Source organism: Micromonospora sp. WMMD956 (genome assembly GCF_029626125.1).
GTDB lineage: Bacteria > Actinomycetota > Actinomycetes > Mycobacteriales > Micromonosporaceae > Micromonospora > Micromonospora carbonacea.
Window position 1 is genome coordinate 6,766,522 of the sequence record NZ_JARUBI010000005.1, and the last position, 20,231, is coordinate 6,786,752.

Annotated in this window: 13 protein-coding genes; 4 read left to right on the forward strand and 9 right to left on the reverse strand. The window is 73.3% G+C overall.

Annotated elements, in window-relative coordinates; translation table 11 throughout:
- Positions 1–72 precede the first annotated feature (72 nt).
- Positions 73–2,346: an excinuclease ABC subunit UvrA gene (locus tag O7628_RS29285; protein ID WP_278135531.1), complete on the forward strand. Its 2,274-nt coding sequence runs from the start codon at positions 73–75 to the stop codon at positions 2,344–2,346.
- Between the two features lie 69 nt (positions 2,347–2,415).
- Here O7628_RS29285 and O7628_RS29290 read toward each other — a convergent pair whose 3' ends face one another.
- The 6 genes from O7628_RS29290 to O7628_RS29315 form a co-directional block, all read right to left on the reverse strand.
- Positions 2,416–3,957 (reverse strand): right-handed parallel beta-helix repeat-containing protein, encoded by a 1,542-nt coding sequence (locus O7628_RS29290; RefSeq protein WP_278135532.1) that lies wholly within the window; start codon positions 3,955–3,957, stop codon positions 2,416–2,418.
- Between the two features lie 58 nt (positions 3,958–4,015).
- Positions 4,016–6,211, reverse strand: coding sequence for a hypothetical protein (locus O7628_RS29295; RefSeq protein ID WP_278135534.1), 2,196 nt, complete (start codon positions 6,209–6,211; stop codon positions 4,016–4,018).
- Positions 6,208–7,644 carry an alkaline phosphatase family protein gene (locus O7628_RS29300; RefSeq protein ID WP_278135535.1) on the reverse strand — a complete coding sequence of 479 codons (1,437 nt, stop codon included), beginning with the start codon at positions 7,642–7,644 and terminating at the stop codon, positions 6,208–6,210. The genes O7628_RS29295 and O7628_RS29300 overlap by 4 nt, the downstream gene beginning before the upstream one ends.
- Entirely contained in the window at positions 7,641–9,284 is a 1,644-nt protein-coding gene (locus O7628_RS29305; RefSeq protein ID WP_278135536.1) for a glycosyltransferase family 39 protein, read from the reverse strand. The genes O7628_RS29300 and O7628_RS29305 overlap by 4 nt, the downstream gene beginning before the upstream one ends.
- Positions 9,281–11,743 carry a glycosyltransferase gene (locus tag O7628_RS29310; protein WP_278135538.1) on the reverse strand — a complete coding sequence of 821 codons (2,463 nt, stop codon included), beginning with the start codon at positions 11,741–11,743 and terminating at the stop codon, positions 9,281–9,283. Before O7628_RS29310 ends, O7628_RS29305 begins: the two co-directional genes overlap by 4 nt.
- A gap of 390 nt (positions 11,744–12,133) precedes the next feature.
- Positions 12,134–13,501: a hypothetical protein gene (locus O7628_RS29315; protein ID WP_278135539.1), complete on the reverse strand. Its 1,368-nt coding sequence runs from the start codon at positions 13,499–13,501 to the stop codon at positions 12,134–12,136.
- 286 nt (positions 13,502–13,787) lie between these two features.
- Between O7628_RS29315 and O7628_RS29320 the strand changes: the two genes are divergently transcribed.
- The 3 genes from O7628_RS29320 to O7628_RS29330 all read left to right on the forward strand — a co-directional run bounded on the left by O7628_RS29320 (position 13,788) and on the right by O7628_RS29330 (position 16,838).
- Positions 13,788–14,180: a hypothetical protein gene (locus tag O7628_RS29320; RefSeq protein WP_278135541.1), complete on the forward strand. Its 393-nt coding sequence runs from the start codon at positions 13,788–13,790 to the stop codon at positions 14,178–14,180.
- On the forward strand, positions 14,177–14,839 hold the full coding sequence (locus O7628_RS29325; RefSeq protein ID WP_278135542.1) for a nucleotidyl transferase AbiEii/AbiGii toxin family protein: 663 nt from the start codon (positions 14,177–14,179) through the stop codon (positions 14,837–14,839). The genes O7628_RS29320 and O7628_RS29325 overlap by 4 nt, the downstream gene beginning before the upstream one ends.
- Positions 14,840–15,026: 187 nt before the next feature.
- Complete coding sequence (locus tag O7628_RS29330) at positions 15,027–16,838, forward strand: 5'-nucleotidase C-terminal domain-containing protein (protein ID WP_278135544.1); 1,812 nt, start codon at positions 15,027–15,029, stop codon at positions 16,836–16,838.
- A gap of 46 nt (positions 16,839–16,884) precedes the next feature.
- Here O7628_RS29330 and O7628_RS29335 read toward each other — a convergent pair whose 3' ends face one another.
- The 3 genes from O7628_RS29335 to O7628_RS29345 all read right to left on the reverse strand — a co-directional run bounded on the left by O7628_RS29335 (position 16,885) and on the right by O7628_RS29345 (position 20,132).
- Positions 16,885–17,955, reverse strand: coding sequence for a WD40 repeat domain-containing protein (locus O7628_RS29335; protein ID WP_278135545.1), 1,071 nt, complete (start codon positions 17,953–17,955; stop codon positions 16,885–16,887).
- 5 nt (positions 17,956–17,960) lie between these two features.
- Positions 17,961–18,854, reverse strand: coding sequence for a hypothetical protein (locus O7628_RS29340; RefSeq protein WP_278135547.1), 894 nt, complete (start codon positions 18,852–18,854; stop codon positions 17,961–17,963).
- Positions 18,855–18,968: 114 nt separating this feature from the next.
- Positions 18,969–20,132: a geranylgeranyl reductase family protein gene (locus tag O7628_RS29345; protein WP_278135549.1), complete on the reverse strand. Its 1,164-nt coding sequence runs from the start codon at positions 20,130–20,132 to the stop codon at positions 18,969–18,971.
- Positions 20,133–20,231 lie beyond the last annotated feature (99 nt).

Here is a 20,231-nt window from a genome sequence, read left to right on the forward strand (position 1 = left end):
ATGGAAGCGACCAGGCCCCGGGGCGACCGCCGGTCGGAGTCGCCCCGCCCGTCGCTCGCGTGAAGGGTTCGCATGACGCAGCCAGCACGGTCCATCGCCGACAGCCACGACATGATCGAGGTGCGCGGCGCCCGGGAGAACAACCTCGCGTCCGTCTCGGTGGACATTCCGAAACGCCGCCTCACCGTCTTCACCGGCGTCTCCGGCTCGGGGAAGTCCTCGCTCGTGTTCGGCACCATCGCCGCCGAGTCGCAGCGGATGATCAACGAGACGTACAGCGCCTTCCTCCAGTCGTTCATGCCCAGCCTGTCCCGGCCGGACGTCGACTCGCTGCGCAACCTCAGCGCCGCGATCGTCGTCGACCAGGAGCGGATGGGGGCCAACTCGCGGTCCACCGTCGGCACCGCGACCGACGCGTACGCGATGCTGCGCATCGTCTTCAGCCGGCTGGGGCAGCCGCACGTCGGGCCGGCCGGCGCGTTCAGCTTCAACCTCGCCGAGGGGATGTGCCCCACCTGCGAGGGGCTCGGCCGGGTCTCCGACCTCGACGTCGACCAGCTCGTCGACGTGGAGCGCTCGCTCAACGACGGGGCGATCACCGTGCCGAACTTCGCGGTCGACTCGTGGTACTGGCAGAGCATCGTCGGCTCCGGCCTGTTCGACCCCGACGTCAAGCTCCAGGACTTCACCGCGCAGCAGTGGCAGGACTTCCTGCACAAGCCGGCCACCAAGATGAAGGTCGGCAACCACACCATCACCTACGAGGGCCTGGCGGTGAAGGTCCGCCGGCTCTACCTGAGCAAGGACAAGGAGCCGACGCAGCCGCACATCAAGGCGTTCGTCGAGCGGGCGGTCACGTTCGCGACCTGCGGCGACTGCGCCGGCGCCCGGCTCAACCAGGCCGCCCTGTCCGCGCGGATCGCCGGCCGCAACATCGCCGAGTGCAGCGCGATGCAGATCAGCGACCTCGCCGCGTTCGTGCGGGGCATCGACGACCCGTCGGTGGCCCCGCTGGTGGCCAACCTGCGGGAGCTGCTCGACTCGCTGGTCGAGATCGGCCTGGGTTACCTCAGCCTCGACCGCGAGTCGGGCACCCTGTCCGGCGGGGAGGCCCAACGGGTCAAGATGGTCCGGCACCTCGGCTCCAGCCTCACCGACGTCACGTACGTCTTCGACGAACCGACGGTCGGGCTGCACCCGCACGACATCGCCCGGATGAACGGCCTGCTGCTGCGCCTGCGGGACAAGGGCAACACGGTGCTGGTCGTGGAGCACAAGCCGGAGACGATCGCGATCGCCGACCACGTGGTCGACCTCGGCCCGGGGGCCGGCCCGGACGGCGGCCGGATCTGCTACGCCGGGGACGTCGCCGGGCTGCGCCGCGCGGACTGCCTGACCGGCCGGCACCTGGACCACCGGGCGCGGCTGCGGGACCGCGTCCGCACGCCCACCGGCCACCTGCCGATCCGCGGCGCCGACCTGCACAACCTGCGCAGCGTCGACGTCGACGTGCCGCTCGGCGTGCTGACCGTCGTCACCGGCGTGGCCGGCTCCGGCAAGAGCTCGCTGATCCACGGCTGCCTGCCCCGCCGGGAGGGGGTGGTCGTCGTCGACCAGTCCCCCATCCGCGGCTCCCGGCGCAGCAACCCGGCCACCTACACCGGCCTGCTCGACCCGGTCCGGGCCGCCTTCGCCAGGGCCAACAAGGTCCGGCCGGCGCTGTTCAGCGCCAACTCCGAGGGGGCCTGCCCGAAGTGCCGGGGCATCGGCGTCGTCTACACCGACCTCGCGATGATGGCCGGCGTCGCCTCGGTGTGCGAGGAGTGCGAGGGCCGCCGGTTCACCCCGCAGGTGCTCGCGTACACGCTGCGGGGCAAGAACATCAGCGAGGTGCTCGGCATGTCGGTGACCGAGGCGCAGGGCTTCTTCCCGAGCGGGCCGGCCCGCGCGGTGCTGGACCGCCTGGCCGACGTCGGCCTGGGTTACCTCGGTCTCGGCCAGCCGCTGACCACCCTCTCCGGCGGCGAGCGGCAGCGGCTCAAGCTGGCCATCCACATGGGCGAAAAGGCGCACACCTACGTGCTGGACGAGCCCACCACCGGCCTGCACCTGGCCGACGTCGACAGGCTGCTGGCCCTGCTGGACCGGCTGGTCGACGCCGGCAACACCGTGGTCGTCGTCGAGCACCACCAGGCGGTGATGGCGCACGCGGACTGGATCGTCGACCTCGGCCCGGGCGCCGGCCACGACGGCGGCCGGATCGTGTTCACCGGCACCCCGGCCGACATGGTCGCGCACGGGGACACGCGCACCGCCACCCACCTGCGCGAGTACGTCGGCAGGTGAGGCCGGGTCGGGTCCACCGCCGCCGTCGGCCCGGTGGACCCGACCCGCCCCCCGGGGGGGCGCACGGGGCTACCGGAAGACCGTCCCGGTGCCGGCGTCCCGGATCGCCCCGGACAGGTTGCCGGTGAGGTTGTTGTCCGGCCCCACGACCGTCGTCACGCAGCCCGGGGAGGCGATGTTGAGGCCGTACCGCTGGGTCTTCACGGCCTGGGAGTCGGTGGCCACGTCGCCGCTGACGACGTTGCCGGAGCAGGGCACGGCCGTCGCCGTGGTGATCCGGATGCCGTCGCGGCCGGCGGTGTCGTCGGCGCTGTTGGTGACGTGGTTGTCGACGATGTGGTTGTCGTTGCCGCCGTCGACGTTGATGCCGTCCTGGCCGGCCTGGTCGATCCGGTTGCCGCTGACGACGTTGCGGTCGGCGGTCTTGTTGGGCTGGTCGGCGGTCGGCGAGGACCGGTTGATCTGCACCCCGTGCCCGCCCACGTCGGTGATCACGCAGCCGGTGACGGTGTCCCCGCTGGTCGCCAGCAGCTCGATGCCGTCGCTGGCGGTGCCGCTGACCTGGCAGTCGCGCACCGTGTTGCCCATCGAGGTCCAGGTCTGGTTCTTGCCGTCGAAGACGATGCCCCGACCCCGCGACGCGGTCACCCGCACCCGCTCCACCAGCATGTTGTTGCCGTCGTCGAAGTCGAGGGCGTCGCTGGTGGTGCGCGGCGGGCCGCCGGCCGACACGGTGAGGTCCCGGACCACCCCGCCGTCCAGCCCCTTGGTGTTGAACGGCTCGGTGTCGGCGGCGGCGGAGCTGTAGTTGCGGATCAGCGTCAGGTCCATCCCCGCGCCCGCGAACGTCACGTTGCGCAGCCCCACCAGCTTGAAGAACTCCGTGCCCAGCTCGAACGTGCCGGCGGCGAACACGATCGTGCCGCCGCCGAGCCGGTTCACGTCGGCCGCCGCGCTCTCCACCACGCTCTTGAGGCTGCCCGTCCAGGTCTGCCCCGTCACCTGGGAGACGGCGCGGTAGGTGGCGTCCCCGACGCGGCTGATCGTGTACGGCGACGGGTTCGGCGGGGCGGGGACGATCAGCTGAGGCATCCGCGTGTCCGTGCCCTCGCGGCCGGTGAGCCGGAATCCGGTGTCGTTGGTCGTGGTGAGCGCCAGGGTCACCGGCCCGTCCCCGGCGACCAGCGCCGACACGTCAACGGAGAGCCACGTGTCGGCCGCGGTCGGTCCGCTGCTGGCGACGGCGGGCCCGATCGGCGGGGCGTTCTGGTAGGTCAGCGTGTCCTCCCGCCAGTCGACGGCGGAGACGCCGTGCACGCTCAGCCCGGTGCTGCTCGCCGTCTCGGCGTACAGGCGCAGCACCGCCGACGGCTCCGCCCCGGCGCCGGTGACGTCGAAGCGCAGGTAGGCGACCTCGCGCGGCGAGCCGTCGACCCGCAGCGAGACGGCCGTGCCGTAGTTGCGGTCGGGGTGGTCGGCGTCCACGGTGGCGTCGGCCACCGGGGTCAGGGTCGCCGCCGCGGCCGGCGCGGCGGGCCCCGCCAGGGCCGCGCCCGCCAGCAGCAGGACCGCCACGGCGCGGCCCGCAGTCCTGCGGTGTTCACTTGTCATGACTCCTCCAGCCCCGTACACGAGGTCGGGGCGACGCCCGGGGCGGGACGCCGCCCCGTCAGTTGTCCACAGGCGCCTCCACGTCGTGGTCGGCGCCGCGCTGCGCCGGTGACGCCGCGCCGTCCGGCGTGCGCCGGCGGCGGAGGAACACCCACAGCGGCAGCACGGCGAGGACGCCGCCGCTGGCCACCACGGCGCCCCAGGCGGGCAGGCCCCAGTGGTCGTCGTGCTCCTGCTGGCTGTCCATCGCCACGTCGTCGTCGACGTCGACGCCCAGCAGGTCCGCCAGCACCTCCAGGTATCTCACTCCGAACCGCTCGCTCGGCTCGATATGGGTGTTCTCGCTGAACTCGTTCCAGCTGATCACGCCGAGCGCGTCGGGTTGGGACAGCCGCGCGGCGGCGAACGACGCCCGCAGCGTCTCGCCGTCGCGGCGGTCCACCTCCCGCTGCCCGCCGAGCTGGCGGCCGTCGTACCCGGGGGCGACCGGGGCTATCCACAGCCCGCCGTGCAGGTGCACCGCCCGGGACATCGCCGCCAGCCGGTTCTGCGTGCGGCCGTCGACCGGGTCACCCGACGACCAGTAGTACGCGTGGCCGTCGAGCGCCGTGCCGTACGCCGCGACCTCCTCGGTGGACTTGGCGGCGCCGAGGACCAGCAGCCGCTGCCGTGCGACGCGGACGGTGTCGGCGACCTCGGCGGCGGTGAACCGGTCGCTGCCGTTCCAGATCACCACCGGCTTGTCGAAGACGTCGAAGACCGCGTCGGTGGCGTAGCGGGTGGCGAAGAGGTCGAGGTCGGCGCGGACGGTGGCCAGGGGCAGGGGCTTGCGGCTGAAGTCGAGCCCCTGATAGACGATGCCGAGCCGGAAGTCCTCCGCCCGGGCAACCTCGACCAGCTTGGCCAACCGGTCGTCGAGCTGCGGGGTGTGCTTCCAGGAGACCAGGAAGCCGGTCACCCCGGCCGCCTTCGCCATCCGCACGTGCCGCCGCATGATCTCGGTGTCGTCGCTGGAATACCGCCCGAGCTGCGGATAGTCGATCTTCGCCCGGTTCCACGAGGTCGGGTTGAACCAGATGTAGTAATGGGCGAACACGGGGACCGGGGCGGTGGCGGGGGTGGCCGGCGCGGTGCCGTCCGCCGCCCGGGCGGGCCGCGACACGACCACCCCGACGACGGCGGCCACCAGCAGCGCCGCCAGGACGGACCCCAGTCCGAGCCGCAGCGGCCGCCACCGGCCGGTCCGCTGGTGGGCCGCGCGCGCCCGGCGGGGCAGCCGGACCCGCAGCCGCCGCCGCAGCGCCGGCCGGCCGGCCAGGACCAGGCCGACCGCCACCCCGAGCACGCCGAGCACCACCAGCGCCAGGTCGACGGGGCTGATCACGCTGAGCGTCACCTGCTGGTCACGGCTGATGCTCACCGGCCGGCCGAAGGAGACCCCGCCGCCGAGCACGGTCACCGTGTAGGTGCCCCGGGGCAGGTCGGGCACCAGGACGCTGCCGTCGGCGGCGAACGGCAGCCGCTGCACGCGCCCGTCGGCGCGGGTGAGCCGGATGGCGTCGCCGGCCCGCCGGGCGAAGAACATGTCGTCGGCGGAGAAGGACACCTTGAAGAAGAGCAGCTCGATCAGCCAGTCCTGGCGTTCCCACGGGACGAACTTGTGGCCCGCCCGGTTCACCACCGACGTGCCGTCGACCATGACGGTGTCGACGACGTAGTAGAGCTGCTTGGAGGCCAACCCCCGGGGGCCCTGCTGGGTGCGGCTCTCGGCGACCCAGAGCGGCCGGGCCAGGTCGGCCCCGGTCAGCTCGATCACCTCGCCGGTGTTGCTGCGCAGCCGCATCTCGGTCACCCGCTCGACGGGGACCGGCGCGCCGTCGCGGTCGGCGTAGCGCCACGTGACGCGGCGCTGCGTGCGCAGCCCCACCTCGACGGTGCGGCTGTGCACCCCGTGGTCGAGGCTGCCCCGGAACCGGTCGAGCAGCACCCGGCGGTCGGGGCCCACCTCGGTGGGCACCACGGTGAACCGCTGGTCCAGGCCGGTGAAGTTGCGCACCCGCACGCGCAGCAGCCCCTTGGGGTCGGAGCGGGCCGTGTTGCCGTCGACCGTCACCACCACGCCCCCGATCGGCGGCACCATCTGGATCTTCAACGTGCCGGGCAGGGCGGAGGCGGGCGCGGCCACGGCGGGCGTCGGCAGGAGCACCGCCGCCAGCACGCCCAGCAGCAGCGGCAGCAGCCGCCGGGCGGTCACCGGTGCCTCCGCCGGCCGCGCAGCGCCGCCGCCGCGACCAGCGCCGCGACCAGGCCGACCGCGACGGCGTACGACGCGTAGACCGGCCGGGGGTCGGGGCGGTGCACCGCCACCGGCACCCGCTCGGCGCTGAGCAGCACGCCGGGGCGCGGCGGGGCGTCGAAGTCGAACGCGCCCAGGAACGTCTGCGCCTTCGCGTCCCGGCTGGCCAGCGGCTGCACCCCCCAGTTGACCTCGATGAACTTCAGGGCGGAGGTGAAGTCGAGGGTGGTCGAGTCGACGTACCCCCGGCGGGCGTACGGGCTGACCAGCAGCGCGGGCACGCGGAAGCCGTAGCCGTAGCGGTCGACCTGGGGCGGGGTGACGTGGTCGTACCAGCCGCCCCAGTCGTCGTAGGACCACAGGAACGCCGAGGACGGCCAGTCCGGGGAGCGCATGAGCTGGGTGAGCAGCGCCCGGACGAGGTTCTGGCCGGAGCCGATGTTGCCGGGCGGGTGTTCGCTGTTGCCCGCCGGGGCGATGAACGACACGGCCGGCAGGTCGCCCCGGGCGGCGTCGGTGTAGTACTCGTCCAGGTCGACGATCTTGCTGGACAGCCGGGGGTCGTCGACGTAGCGGGCGTACGCGAGCAGCGGCACCCAGATCACCTGCGCGCCCCGGTCGATGTTCTCCTCCTCCACCCGGGACCGGAAGGTGATCGTCGGGTCGTAGTTCTGCACGTAGAACTTCCAGCTGATCCCGGCGGCCTCCAGCCGGTCGAAGATGGTGGGGATGTCCCCCCAGCCCTGCGCCGGAATGGTCTCGGCCTTGCCGGCGGCGCCCGGCCCGCCGGTCACCCGGTACATGTGGTTGCGGATGCTGCCGGAGTTGGAGGAGCTGAAGAAGCGGTCGAACAGCACGTACTCGTCGGCGATGTTCCAGTAGTAGGGCAGGTCCCGCTCGTCGTAGTAGGCCATCGCCATCCGGCCGTCCTTGCCCTGCTTGCTCACCCCCTCGACGAAGCCGTCCATCCGGCCGCCGTTGAACTGGGTGCGGAACGCCTCGGCGGAGTGGTCCAGGTCGATCGCGCCGAGCTTGCCGATGTGGAACGGGGTGACGCAGGGCTCCGGCACGCCCCGGCGCACCGGCATGCAGACGTCCTCCGGGTAGCCGTCGACGCCCGGCCGGGTGCCGAAGTAGTTGTCGAAGGTGTGGTTCTCCTGCATGAGGAAGACGAAGTGCTCGACGGGCGTGGCCGTGCGGGGGGCCGCCGGGGCCGGGGCGCTCGGGGTGGGCGTGCCCGGGGTCGGGGCGCTCGGGGTCGGGGCGGGGCGGGCCAGCGCCGCCGACGGCCAGGCCGCCAGGGCCAGGCCCGCCAGCACGGCGACGAGCGGCGTCCGGCGGGGCCGCCGCGGCACGGCGGCGGACGGGTGGACGGGGGTCGGACGGATCATGGACGCACCTCGTAGACGACCACCACGGGCACCGGCGTCACACGGCCCGAGGCGTCGGCGGTCCCGACGTACTCGGTGTGCACGACCCGGCCGTGGTACCGGCGGACGAGCGTCATCAGCCGGTCGGCGAAGAAGGGGGACCGCCGCGCGGAGAACGAGTCCCACACGACGTAGTGCAGATTGTTGTTGCGCAGCCACCCGTCCGGGTTGTTCAGCGGCACGTAGGACGGGTTGCGGTGCAGCGGGTTCGGGCTCACCGACAGGCCGTAGCTCTGCCGCCGGCTGTAGAACCGCACGATGTTCGACATGGAGGGGCCCAGCGTGAGGATCACCGAGCCCTCCGGGGTGTGCGCGGTGATCCAGCGTCCCGCCTCCCGGCCGCCCGGCACGCCGCCGGAGCCGGCGAGGAACGTCGAGCGGCCCTGGTGGCTGACCGCGTCCCAGGACGAGGCCGCCAGCGTCGAGACGACCAGGGCGACGGCGGCCAGCCGCAGCGCCCGGCCGGCGCGGGCCGGCACCGGGCGGGCGGTGCCGCCCCGGCCGGGCCAACGCAGCCGCGCCGGCACCGGCACCAGGAGCAGGGCCCGCGCGCCGAGCAGCGCCACCGGCACCGCCACCGGCAGCAGGTACTGGAACCCCTTCACCGGCCAGAGCTCGAAGAACACCACCGGCACGGCGATCCACGACAGCAGCAGCGTCTCCCGCCAGCCGTTGCGCCTGCGGGCCCACCAGAGGCCGCCCGCCGCGGCGACGAGCAGCAGCACGCCCATCGCCGCCGGCACGGTCTCCAGGTAGAACGACATGGGATGGTTGGGCCGGCGGAACAGCTGCCACACCAGGTAGTTGCGGCCGCTGTTCGACCCACCGGCGAGGGCCTGGGAGACGGGGTGCGCCGCGAAGACCACGGCCAGCGCCGGCAGGACCAGCAGGGAGGCCCGCACCGGCCGCCGCACGCGCGGGGTCAGCGCCAGGAACGCGTAGACGCTGCCGGCCAGCACGACGCTGGTCTCCTTCGCCAGCATGGTGAGCCCGAGCATCCCGGCCGTGGCCAGGTACCAGGCCAGCTCCTGCCGCTGCACGTAGCGGACCAGGCAGTAGAGCGTCAGCGTGCTGAGCAGCACCATCGGCCCGTCCAGCAGGATCTGCCGGGTCACGATCACGTGGTACGGCATGACCGCGAGCAGCAGCGCGGCGAGCAGCCCGACGCGCCGGCCGTAGAGACGGGCCCCCAGCGGGTACACCGCCAGGACGGTGAGCACCCCGATCACGGCGACGACCCACCGGCCGCCCATGCCCACCTCGCCGGACCGCAGCAGCGGCGACAGCACCGCCTGGAACAGCATCGGGTGCGCCCGGAACACCGGGAACAGGTCCGTGTAGCCGGGGTTGCCGGCGAGGGAGGCGGCCTGCCCGGCGTAGACCACCTCGTCGCTGTTGAAGCCGAAGAGGTCGATCTGCCAGGACCGGACGAGCAGGGCCAGCCCGCCGATCGCGGCCAGCGCGGCGGCCACCGCCCACCGCCGGCGGGTCAGGGCCGGCAGCCACCCCGCCGGCGGCGGGAACCCGCGGCGGACCGGGCCGTCCGGGTGGTTCCGGCGCTGGCCCGGCACGACGGCCGTGGCGGTGCCCGGCTGGCTCACGCGGGCTCCCCGGCGACCGTCAGGTCCCCGCTCCAGCGCGGCCACCCCTGGGCGGGCACGACGGGGGCCGCCGCCGCGCCGCGCTCGCCGCGCAGCAGCCGGGGGATGTCGTCGGCCCAGCCGAACCGGTCGGAGACGAGCACCCGGCTGCGGACCCGGGACAGGAAGCCGGCCAGGATCTCCCGCTCCCGCAGGCGCAGCTCCGGGTAGTGCAGGCCGTCGATGGCCAGCGACGGCGCGAGATACCGGAAGGGCGGGAAGCCGTACGCGTCGTCGGTGTTGCGGATCATCCGGGTCACCGTCTCGTCGTGGCCGAGTTCGCTCGTCGCGGGCCGGCCGCGCTCGATGACGAAGAGCTCCTCGACCCGGGTGGTGGTGCCGATGCGGCACGGCACCAGCCGGTCGACGCTGTACTTGGGCGGCGGCACCAGCAGTTGGGTGACGGCGTTGATGCCCATGATCGGCAGGTTGAACCTGGCCAGGGCCAGCGCCAGCGACCGGCCCCCCTTGGAGTGCAGGCGGCTCTGCCACTGCAACCGCCGCCACTCCCGGGGCGTCAGGTCCTGCGCCTGCACGGCCCGCAGGGTGTGCGCGCTGATGGTCAGCGGCTTCGGGAAGCAGGTCGCGGTGCCGTCGGGCCGTACGATCGTCATGTCGTCGGAGAGGAACAGCCCGCCGTGGTCGCGCAGCAGGCGCAGCACGGTGGCGGTCTTGCCGGTGTCGGTGAGCGCGGAGAGCATCACCCCGACCCCGTCGAGGGTCACGCAGGCCGAGTGCAGCAGCATGTGGCCCCGGGCGACCATCACGAACCGCAGCAGCGCCTCGACGATGTTCGTGTAGACCACGTGCGGGGACCGGGCCAGCAGCGGGCCGACCTGGATCTCGATGGGCGAGCCGAGCTGGATGCGGAAGTTCGCGCCCAGCCGCCCGAGCTGCTCCTCGTAGCGCAGCACCGAGCGGTCGGCGTACTGGGTCAGCGCGGCGCGGCGCTGCGGGCCCCGCCCGCCGACGTCGCTGACCCGCACCGCGATGTCCACGTCGGCGTCGGCGACCCACTGGGCCCGGAAGAACTCCAGCTCGGGCAGCATGATCTGGGACCCGATGGTCACCACCCCGGCCACGTCGTAGCGGTACTTGAGGTACTGGTAGCGCCGGCGCGACGGCGGGGTGACCGCCTCGGCGGCGCCGGAGGCGATCAGCAGCCGGACCGGGTCGCGCCGGCCGCGGTCCAGCGCCGCGTAGATGACCTGGTCGTTGACCAGGAAACGGACCAGGAACAGCGCCGCCAGGGTGGCCGCGTTCGCCACCAGCACCCCGACGCCCGCGAACACCAGGGCCTGCAACACGGGCAGCCGCAACAGCAGCAGGACGTTGTTGAGCAGGAAGAACCGCACCGCCCGGGCGGGCAGGGAGCCGACCCGGGTGCGCCGGTAGATCAGGTTGTCCACCAGCAGGAAGTTCCACGAGGTCGACAGCTGGGTGGCCAGCGCCGCGCCCAGGAGGTGATGCAGCCTGGCGGGTTCGTAGAAGAACCAGAGCGCCGCGGTGTTCACCGCCATCCCGGACAGCCCGACCAGCCCGAAGCAGACCATCCGGACGAGCTGGCGCAGCCGGTCGGCCGGGGTGCGCGGGCGACGCCGGATCTGCCCGACCAGCCTCCGGCCGCGCAGCCGCGACAGGTGCCGCAGGAACGTCACCCCCTCCCGCAGGGACGCCTTGGACCGGCCCTCGTGCCGGGGCGCCATCTCGTACGCGACCTCGGCGACCCGCGCGCCGGGGTGGCGCACCAGCAGCTCCAGCAGCACCTTGAAGCCGAGCGGGTTCATCCGGTCCAGCCGCACGGCCGCGCGCCGGAACGCGAAGAGGCCGCTCATCGGGTCGCTCACCGTCGCCAGCCGGCGCGGGAACATGGCCTTCACCAGCCGGGTGGCCGCCGACGAGGTGGCCTCCCGCAGCGGCCCGTCCAGGCCGGCGGTGGAGCCCCGGCCGGCGTACCGGGTGCCGATCACGACGTCGACGTCGTGCCGCATGGCCACCGCCGCGAGGGTCGCGGCCGACTCCGGCGGGTGTTGCAGGTCCGCGTCCATGACCAGGACCCACTCGCCCCGGGCGTGCCGGGCGCCGAGCAGGACGGCCCCGCCCAGGCCGCCGGCCCGTGCCTCCGGCGGCCGGTGCAGCAGCCGTACGGGCACCGGGGCCCCGGCGCACGCCGCGGCGATCGCCTGGTCGGTGCCGTCGTCGCTGTCGTCGACGAACAGCACCTCCGCCCGCAGGGGTGTCAGCAGCGGGGCGAGGCGGCCCAGCAGCACGGGAACGTTCTCCGCCTCGTCGCGGGTCGGCACGATGACGGTCAGCCGGGGCGGCGGCGCACCGTCCGGGGCGCGCAGCTCGCGTGGCTCCGGCACCGCGTCTTCTCCGACGGCCTGCCGTTCGCGGGCGTCCGGCCCGTGTCCGATCATGGGAAACCTCTCCAGCCTCCGGTTCCCGAGCAGCCCGGAGCCATTCACAGTCATTGGGAAACGGCGTAAGAGCACAGGAATGCAATTCACGTACGCGGTTCGAAGCCGACGGAATCGCCGGCCCATAGGTTCGCTCGGGTACGGGCGAGGTTATGGGGAATGACCGCTAGTGGTCCAATGTCTGAACAGTCCAAAAATTGACATAGCCATTATGCGCGGGCAGTTGTCCGCTTTACGAGAACAAAGCCCACGGGAAAGGCCCGGCCAGGAGGTCGCGCATTTCTGCGACCCGCTCCCGGCGCGGCGGTTCACGCAACTTCCACAGAAATGCCGCGTCGCCGAAAAGGAATCTGATTCCTTTTCGGCGACGCGGCACGGGGACGGGGTCGGTCAGGGCGCCGCCACCCCCGGGACCGCCCCGGCGTCCCTCGCGGGAGGCAACTGGTCGTGCAGGTCGCTGATGAAGTCGGACCGGCCGCCGCCGCTCCAGTCGCACCACGTTCCCGCCGGGGCGGGGCCACGGCAGGCCCGGGAACTCTCGATCGCGGTCCCCTCGCCCCACTCGTTGTAGGTCGTCACGAGCTGCCAGGGCGCCCCCGAGGCGTTCATCCGGGCCAGCCCCGCCCGCCAGCGCGCCCGGTCCCGGGACAGGAACGGCGCCTGGCCGTACGCCAGTCCGGCCTTCCAGAACCCCGGCGAGACGGTGTACGACCCCTCACCGGGGGCGCCGCTGAAGTCGTGCTCGGCCTTGGCCGGCCCGTACTGGTGCCACCCGGCCACCCCCGCCACGCCGGAACAGCCCGGATAGCCGGGAAAGACCTTCAGGTTGACGTTCACCGTCTCCCCGAACCGCCGCTGGAGCAACGCCTGGGCCTGGACCCAGCGGTCCACGGTGGCGCAGCCCTGCGCGGTCGTCAGGTCCCCCGAGTTGTAGACGAAGACGGGCATCCCCCGGTCCGGCAGCACGGCCAGCGCCGAGCCCTCCCCGCCGTAGGTGGCCCGCAGGTAGTGCAGGTCGTCGGCGATCCGCTCGGGCGTCGGATCCGACGTGCCCTCCGGCTCGTAGTAGGGCGCCCAGACGAACCCGGTGCCCTGCGCCGCCCGGACCATCGCCGGCCAGTGCCGGTCCGTCACCGTGCCCCGACCGAACCACGACGCGATACCCATGGTGATGCCGCCGTACCGCATGTCCGCGACCTGCGCCCGCACCACCGGCTCCTCGACGGCGTACCGGCCCCGGACCGGGACGTAGTTGGTGAACGGGTCCAGGCCCTGCTGCCGCCAGGCCTCCGGGAACCACGGATAGTAGAACGCCGCCCTGATCACCGCCGGGGCCCGCACCACCAGGCGGAAGACGACGGTGTGCCGGGCCGAGGCGCCGGCGCCGGCGACCACCACGTCGTACGTGCCGGCGCGGGTGGACACCGAGGTCCGCACGGTCAGCACGGCCGACCCGCCGGAGGCCACCACCGCCGGCTCCACGGTCGCGGCCGTCCCCGCGGGCAGTCCCCCCACCGTGAGGGAGACCGCCTGCGCCGCCCCGGTCGTGGTGATCGTCCGGACGGTGGCCTGGACCAGGTTCCCGGCCACGACCGACGCCGACCCCGGCACCACGGCCAACGAGAAGTCGTCGCCCGCGCTCGGGCGGGACACCGTCGCGCCCGCCTCGGATCGGACCGGCTCGGCGAGTCGGGTCGGACCGGCGGCCAACTGGCCGCAGGCGACGAGACTCAAGATCAGCACTGCGGCACATGTCATCAGCCCGCTCCCGCCGACATGGGGCCGACCAGGCGGTGCGACCCGATACCAGACAGAACGCAACAGCCCGCCGAACGTCACTGCCTCCCGACCGAGGGGTGACGGGATGTCGGGCAGGTGGGGGTATCAACGGGCCGGGATACCGCCACCTGCCCGACATGAAGTCGATCAAGCCGGCCAGGCCGGCGGATAACGGGGCGGTTCGGGCACTCGGGCGGGGCCCGCCGCGCGGGTTGTCCGGCGGCGGTCGTGCCGCGTCGGCCCGACCAGGCGTTACCCTGACACCATGCAGGGCGTCGTCTCCCCCACCGCGACCGGCGGGCCCTTCCTGGCCCGCCCGGGCCGCCCCGCTGTCGTCGCCGCCACCCTGACCGAGCTGACGGGTCCGACCCGGGGCGTCGTCGAGCTGCCCGTGCGCCTGATGTGGAGCGCGGACCGCACCTTCGACCTCGGCGACCCGGACGACCTGCTCTGGATGTACGAGAACGTCCTGCGCGAGACCACCCGCGCGGCCGACCTGCGCCAGTTGGTCAACGGTCACCTGTTGCGCCAGGTGTGGTGCCTGCTCAACCTGCCCCGGGGGGTCCGCGAGGCGTGGGAACGCCGGCACCGGGTCCTGCGCCACGAGGGCGGCGGGCCGGCGTTCCTGTCCGGCGACCGGGCCCTGCCGGCGGCGTGACCGGGGCCGCGCCGCCGGACGACTTCTACCGCGAGGTCGCCCGGGTGGCCCTGTCGGTCGCCGGGCGGCACCGGTTCGTGCTGGGCGGCGGCGTCGCCTGGGCCGCGCACGGGCTGTTCTCCCGCCCGACGGAGGACGTGGACCTCTTCGCCGACGTCGAGGGGGCGGCGGCCGCGGCGGCGGCCGGGGTGCGTGCGGCGTTGGAGCGCGCCGGGTTCGAGGTGAGCGACGCCGACCCGGACAGCGACCTCGCGGAGTTGTTCGCCGGGTTCGACCGGGACATGAAGGACTTCGTGGTGAGCCGGGGGACGCGCCGGATCCGGTTGAGTCTGGGCCGGCTCGACCGCAACCGGAGCCCGGTGGTGATGGACCTCGGGCCGGTGATGGACGTCCGCGACCTGGTCGCCAACAAGACGGCGGCGCTGGTCAACCGGCGGGAGGTCCGGGACTTCATCGACGTGGCGGCGGTGCTCGACCACTATTCGGTCGCCGAGGTGCTCGACCTGGCCCGGCAGCTCGACCCCGCGTTGGATCCGCAGGACGTACGGGCCGCCGGTCACTACCTGGACCGGCTGTCGGACCGTCGCTTCGCCCGGTACGGGCTGGACGGGGCGCAGGTCGCCCGGCTGCGGGCCCGGCTGGCGGGCTGGCCCCGCTGACGCCCGCCGCGGCGGGGGCCAGGCGGACCGGCTCGCAGCCGCGCGGGGCCCGGCGGCCGGGTCCGCAGCCGGGCGGGGGCCCGGCGGACCGGCGGCAGATCGGGCCGCTGTGGCGGGAGTGACGGGGGCTCGTTATGGTGCGCAGCGACGCCCACGAGGCGCATCCCTTCCTCTGGAAAGGCACCTCATGACCTCCTCCTCCGGCGCCTCGCGCCGCCAGGTGCTGGCCGTCGCGGCAGCCGCCGCGACCGCGCCCCTGATCGCCGCCGCCCCGGCCCGGGCGGCCGGGTCGAAGGACCCGAAGACGGCGAAGGGACCGAAGACCTGGGACCTCACCGTCCTGGGCACCTCGGACACCCACGGGAACGTCTACAACTGGGACTACTACCGCGACGCCGAGTACGACGACAGCAAGCACAACGACGTCGGCGTGGCGAAGCTGGCCACCCTGGTCAACCAGATCCGCGCCGAGCGCGCGGGCCGGGCGACCCTGGTCCTCGACGCGGGCGACACGATCCAGGGCACCCCGCTGGCGACGTACTACGCCAAGCAGGAGCCGATCACCAGCACCGGTGAGACGCACCCGATGGCGAACGCGATGAACATCCTGAAGTACGACGCGGTGACGCTCGGCAACCACGAGTTCAACTACGGCCTGCCGCTGCTGGCGAAGTGGATCGGCCAGCTCGGCTTCCCGGCCCTCGCCGCGAACGCGGTCAACGCGGCGACGGGCAAGCCGGCGTACCTGCCGTACGTGATCAAGGAGGTCCGGCTCGGCGGGCACGGCGCGCCGAAGCTGAAGGTCGGGATCCTCGGCCTCACCAACCCGGGCGTGGCGATCTGGGACAAGGGCAACGTCGAGGGCAAGCTGGTCTTCGCGGACATGGTGGAGACGGCCGCGAGGTGGGTGCCGGTGATGCGGGCCCGCGGCGCGGACCTCGTCATCGTCTCGGCGCACGGCGGCGACAGCGGCACCTCCAGCTACGGCCCGGAGCTGCCGAACGAGAACCCGTGCGCGATGATCGCCGAGCAGGTCCCGGGCATCGACGCGATCCTCTTCGGGCACGCGCACAACGAGGTCGTCGAGAAGTTCGTGACGAACGCGCGCACGGGCGCGCAGGTGCTGCTCTCCGAGCCGTCCAAGTGGGGGCAGCGGCTGACCCGGATGGACTTCACGCTCACCCGCGAGCGGGGCTGCTGGAAGGTCGTGTCGAAGCACGCCACCATGCTGAACACCAACACGGTGGTCGAGGATCCGGCGGTGCTCGCGGCCGTGCGCGGCCAGCACACCAAGACCGTGTCGTACGTCAACACGGTCGTGGCCCGGTCCATCGTGGAGCTGTCGGCGGCCGAGTCCCGCTACCGGGACACCCCGATCCTGGACTTCATCAACCACGTGCAGACCGAGGTGGTCACCGCGGCGCTGGCCGGCACGGAGCACGCGGCCCTGCCGGTGCTGTCGATCGCCGCGCCGTTCAGCCGCACGGCGGTGTTCCCCGCCGGTGACGTGCGCATCCGCGACGTGGCCGGGCTGTACGTCTACGACAACACCCTGGAGGCCGTGGTCCTCACCGGCGCGGAGGTCCGCGCCTACCTGGAGTACTCGGCGAAGTACTTCACGACCCTCGCGGTGGGCGCGCCGGTGGACCCGGCGACGATCAGCGACCCGGCCGTGCCGGACTACAACTACGACGTCTTCTCCGGCCTCGACTACGACATCGACGTCAGCCGGCCGGTCGGCCAGCGGATCACCCGCCTGGCCTTGCCCGGCACCGACGCCCCGGTCGCCGACGACGCCCGGTTCGTGGTCGCCGTGAACAACTACCGGCGCAGCGGCGGCGGCAACTTCCCGGGCATCGTGAAGCCGCAGGTCTACAACGCGCAGCAGGAGATCCGGCAGTTGCTCATCGACTGGGCGCAGGAGCGGGGCACCATCGACCCGGCCGACTTCTTCGTGCCGAACTGGCGGCTGGTGCGCGAGGGCGTGCCGGTCTTCTGATTCCCGCCCGCGCGGGTGTCCCCGGGTGGGCGGCAGTGGTGGCCGCTCACCCGGGAGCCGGGAACCGGGCGAAGCCGGTGAGGGTGTCCAGTGCCCAGAACTGCACCTCGGAGGGCGGCGGGTTCGGGTCGGCCAGCGGTGCGTACACGTCGTGTGCGGTGATGAGCGCCCGTTTCCCGTCGTGGTCGAGCGCGAGGTCCCACCCCCGGGTGGTGCCGCCGTCGACGCCGGGCACGACCTTCCACCCGGTCATCGGCCGCAGCTCGGTCTTGTCCCAGGTGCGCAGGTCCCAGTAGGTGACGAACTCGTGGTAGGTGGTCCAGTGCCGGTAGCCGACGAGCGCGGTGTTGCCGTCGCCGCTGAGGGCGACCGCGTCGGCGGAGGTGTATCCGCCGTTGCGGAGCAGCGCGTACGCTTCCGGCTCGGACCGGTCCGACAGGTCGTAGAGCATCACGCCGCCGTCGCCGCCGCCGCCATCGTCGGCCCGGTAGTTGACCAGAGCCCGGTTCGCGTCGTCGCTCAGTGCGACGTCGTACGAGTAGGTCGGGTCGCCGGTCCCCAGGAGCATCGTCTTCCGCACCTGGTCGGGGTCGGCGAGGTCCCAGAAGTGGACGCCCTGGTCGCCGCCGGCGATGGCGTAGCGGCCGTCGTGGCTCAGGGCCAGTGACGTCACCCCTTTGGCGGCCAGTTTCCGGGGCGACGGGTGCGCGGGGTCCGCGAGGTCCCAGAGGGTCAGCTCGCCCCGCGCGTGGAAGGTCGCCGCGCGCCTGCCGTCGCCGCTGAGGGCCACCTCGACCGCCGTGCCCCCGCGATCGGGCACGAGCGGGGTGGCGCGCGGCCTCAGCGGATCGGTCAGGTCCCACAGCGTCACGGATCCGTGCGGAGGGTCGGCGAGTTCCTCCAGGGAGCTCGTGAGGGCGCGTTCGCCGTTGCTGCTCAGGGCGACACCGTGGGTGAACTTCGCGTGCTCCGACAGGAGGGTGACGCGGAAGTCCTTCGGCGGCGGGGCGGCCGGCGAACTCGTGGGCCCGCTCTCGGTCCGCCCTGCCGCACAGGCCGTGCCGGCGGCAAGAACGACCGCCAGGCAGACGGCCCCGGCCGGGAAGACGCGCCTCATGTTCCTCACCCACCGCACGGGGAAGACTTCGGCACCGGGACCCAGCCCCGCCCCGATGACCGGTACACCTGCCGGTATGCGGAGCAGTCGACCTCGCCGCCCCGGACGACCAGGGCCGTCACCCGGAACGGCTGGCCCTGGTTGTCGACGGTCGTCGAGCCGGGCTTGCCGTCGGCCAGGTATTCCAGCTCGAAGGTGTATTCGCAGTATCGCTTCCTGGTCACGGCGGAGAGCCGGAAGGTGGCCTGCTCGCCCCGCTTGAGCGCGTACTTCTGGTCGGCGAAGTAGTTGCCGGTCAACCGCGGCAGCATGTCGTTGTCGTCCGTACGGGCCTTCTGCGCGAAGACGGGGTCGCGGTCGAGGTCGTAGCCGACCTGGACGGTCTCCGCGGCTCCCTGCGGGCGGTTGTCGAAGAGCCCGCCGGTCAGCGGCTCACGACAGCGCGGGCGGATGGCGATGTCGGTCAGCCGCACGGCCTTCTCGCGGTTGCCCTCAAGTTCCAGCTCCACCGTGGAGACGCCGTTCTCGACGCCGCCGTGGGAGCGCATGATGTCGTGGCTGCTCTTTTCGTACGCCTGGAACTCGTCCTCGATCTGCCCGAGGGTCTGCGCGCCGACCGCCTCGGGAAACACCCAGGTGTTGTCGTTGTCCCTGGGCACGAGGGTGATCTTGTTGATCTTGATCGGATCGCCGCTGGGCGCGGGCGACGGCGCGGGCTTGTCGCCACCGAGCCCGAGCCACTTCTGGCCGGCAGCGAGGCCCAGCCCGCCGACCACGGTGACGCCGACGGCGACGACCGCCGCCACGAGCTCGCGCGACAGCCACCTGTCGCGCGAGATCGGCTCACTCTCTCGGACCTCCGGCCGTCGTCGTCGGGCGGCCGCCTTCTTGCCAGGCAACTACGTCACCAACCTCGGGAGGGAGAACCAATGGGGACGCCGCCGCCCGATTGTAGCGCCGCGTCACCATTCGGTACGGGACGGTGACGACGCGGCATCCTGCGCGCCCGCCGCTCAGTCGGACGTGGCCGGGCCGGTGCGGACCCGACGGGCCGGCGGGAGCCGGTCCAGCAGCGCCAGCGCCGCCCGCACCGGAGCACGGGTCAGCGTCTCGTCGAAGCTCGCCCGGCCCAGGCAGAACCGGACGAACATCCGCCACCCGGCCGGGGTGGCCAGCAGGGCGTGGAAGACGCCCGGCTGGCGGGAGAACACCTCCAGCAGCCGGTGCCCGGCGCGCATCGACGGCGTCAGGTCCCGGTCCACGGCCCGCCGGTAGCCGTCCAGGTCGCCGTCGACGACGGCGGCGCCGGCGAGCGCGCCGGAGCGCAGCGCGTAGCTGATGCCCTCGCGGCTCCACGGCTCCAGCAGGCCGGCGGCGTCGCCGGCGACCAGCACCCGGCCGTGGCGCAGCGGCGAGTCGTCGGCCCGGCACCGGGTCAGGTGCCCGGAGTCGTGCTCCGGGTCCACCCCGGCCAGGCCGAGCCGGTCGACGAAGTCGCGCAGGTACGCCCGGGTCCGCTCCCCCGCGCCCCGGCCGGCGATGACCCCGACGGTCAACGTGTCGCCCTTGGGGAACACCCACGCGTAGGAGCCGGGGATCGCCCCCCAGTCCAGCAGCAGCCGGCCGCGCCAGCGACGCCGTTGCGCCTCGGGCACCGGCAGTTCCAGCTCCAGGCCGAGGTCGACCTGCCGGTACCGCACGCCGACGTGCCGGGCCGTCACCCCGGAGGAGCCGTCGGCCCCGATCACCGTGCGCGCGTGCACGACCTCGCCGTCCGCGAGCCGCAGGCGTACCCCGTCGGGGTCCTGTTCCACGGCGCGGACCGCGACCCGCTCGCGCAGCTGCGCCCCGGCGGCGACGGCGGCGGCCCGCAGCCGGTCGTCGAACTCGTCGCGGCGCACCATCGCGATCAGCGGCCCGGCGGCGTGCCGGCGGGTGAACTCGCGCCGGCCGTCGCGGGTGAACGTCACCCGGTCGACCCGGTCGTGCGCGGGGACGTCGATCCGGCCGGCGACGGCCGCGAGGGAGGTGCCGATCAGCCCGCCGCCGCAGGTCTTGTACCGGGGGTGCGCGGCGCGTTCGACGACCAGGGTGCGCAGCCCGGCGGTGGCCGCGACGTGGGCGGCGGTGAGCCCGGCGGGGCCGCCGCCGACGACGACAAGGTCCCAGTTGATCACCGTTGCAGCCTAGGGCACGGCCGGTCGCCGGGCCGTGCGGCGCAACGGCGCGACGCGGGCCGAATCCGGGGCGCGGGCGGGCATCAACGGTGGACCGGC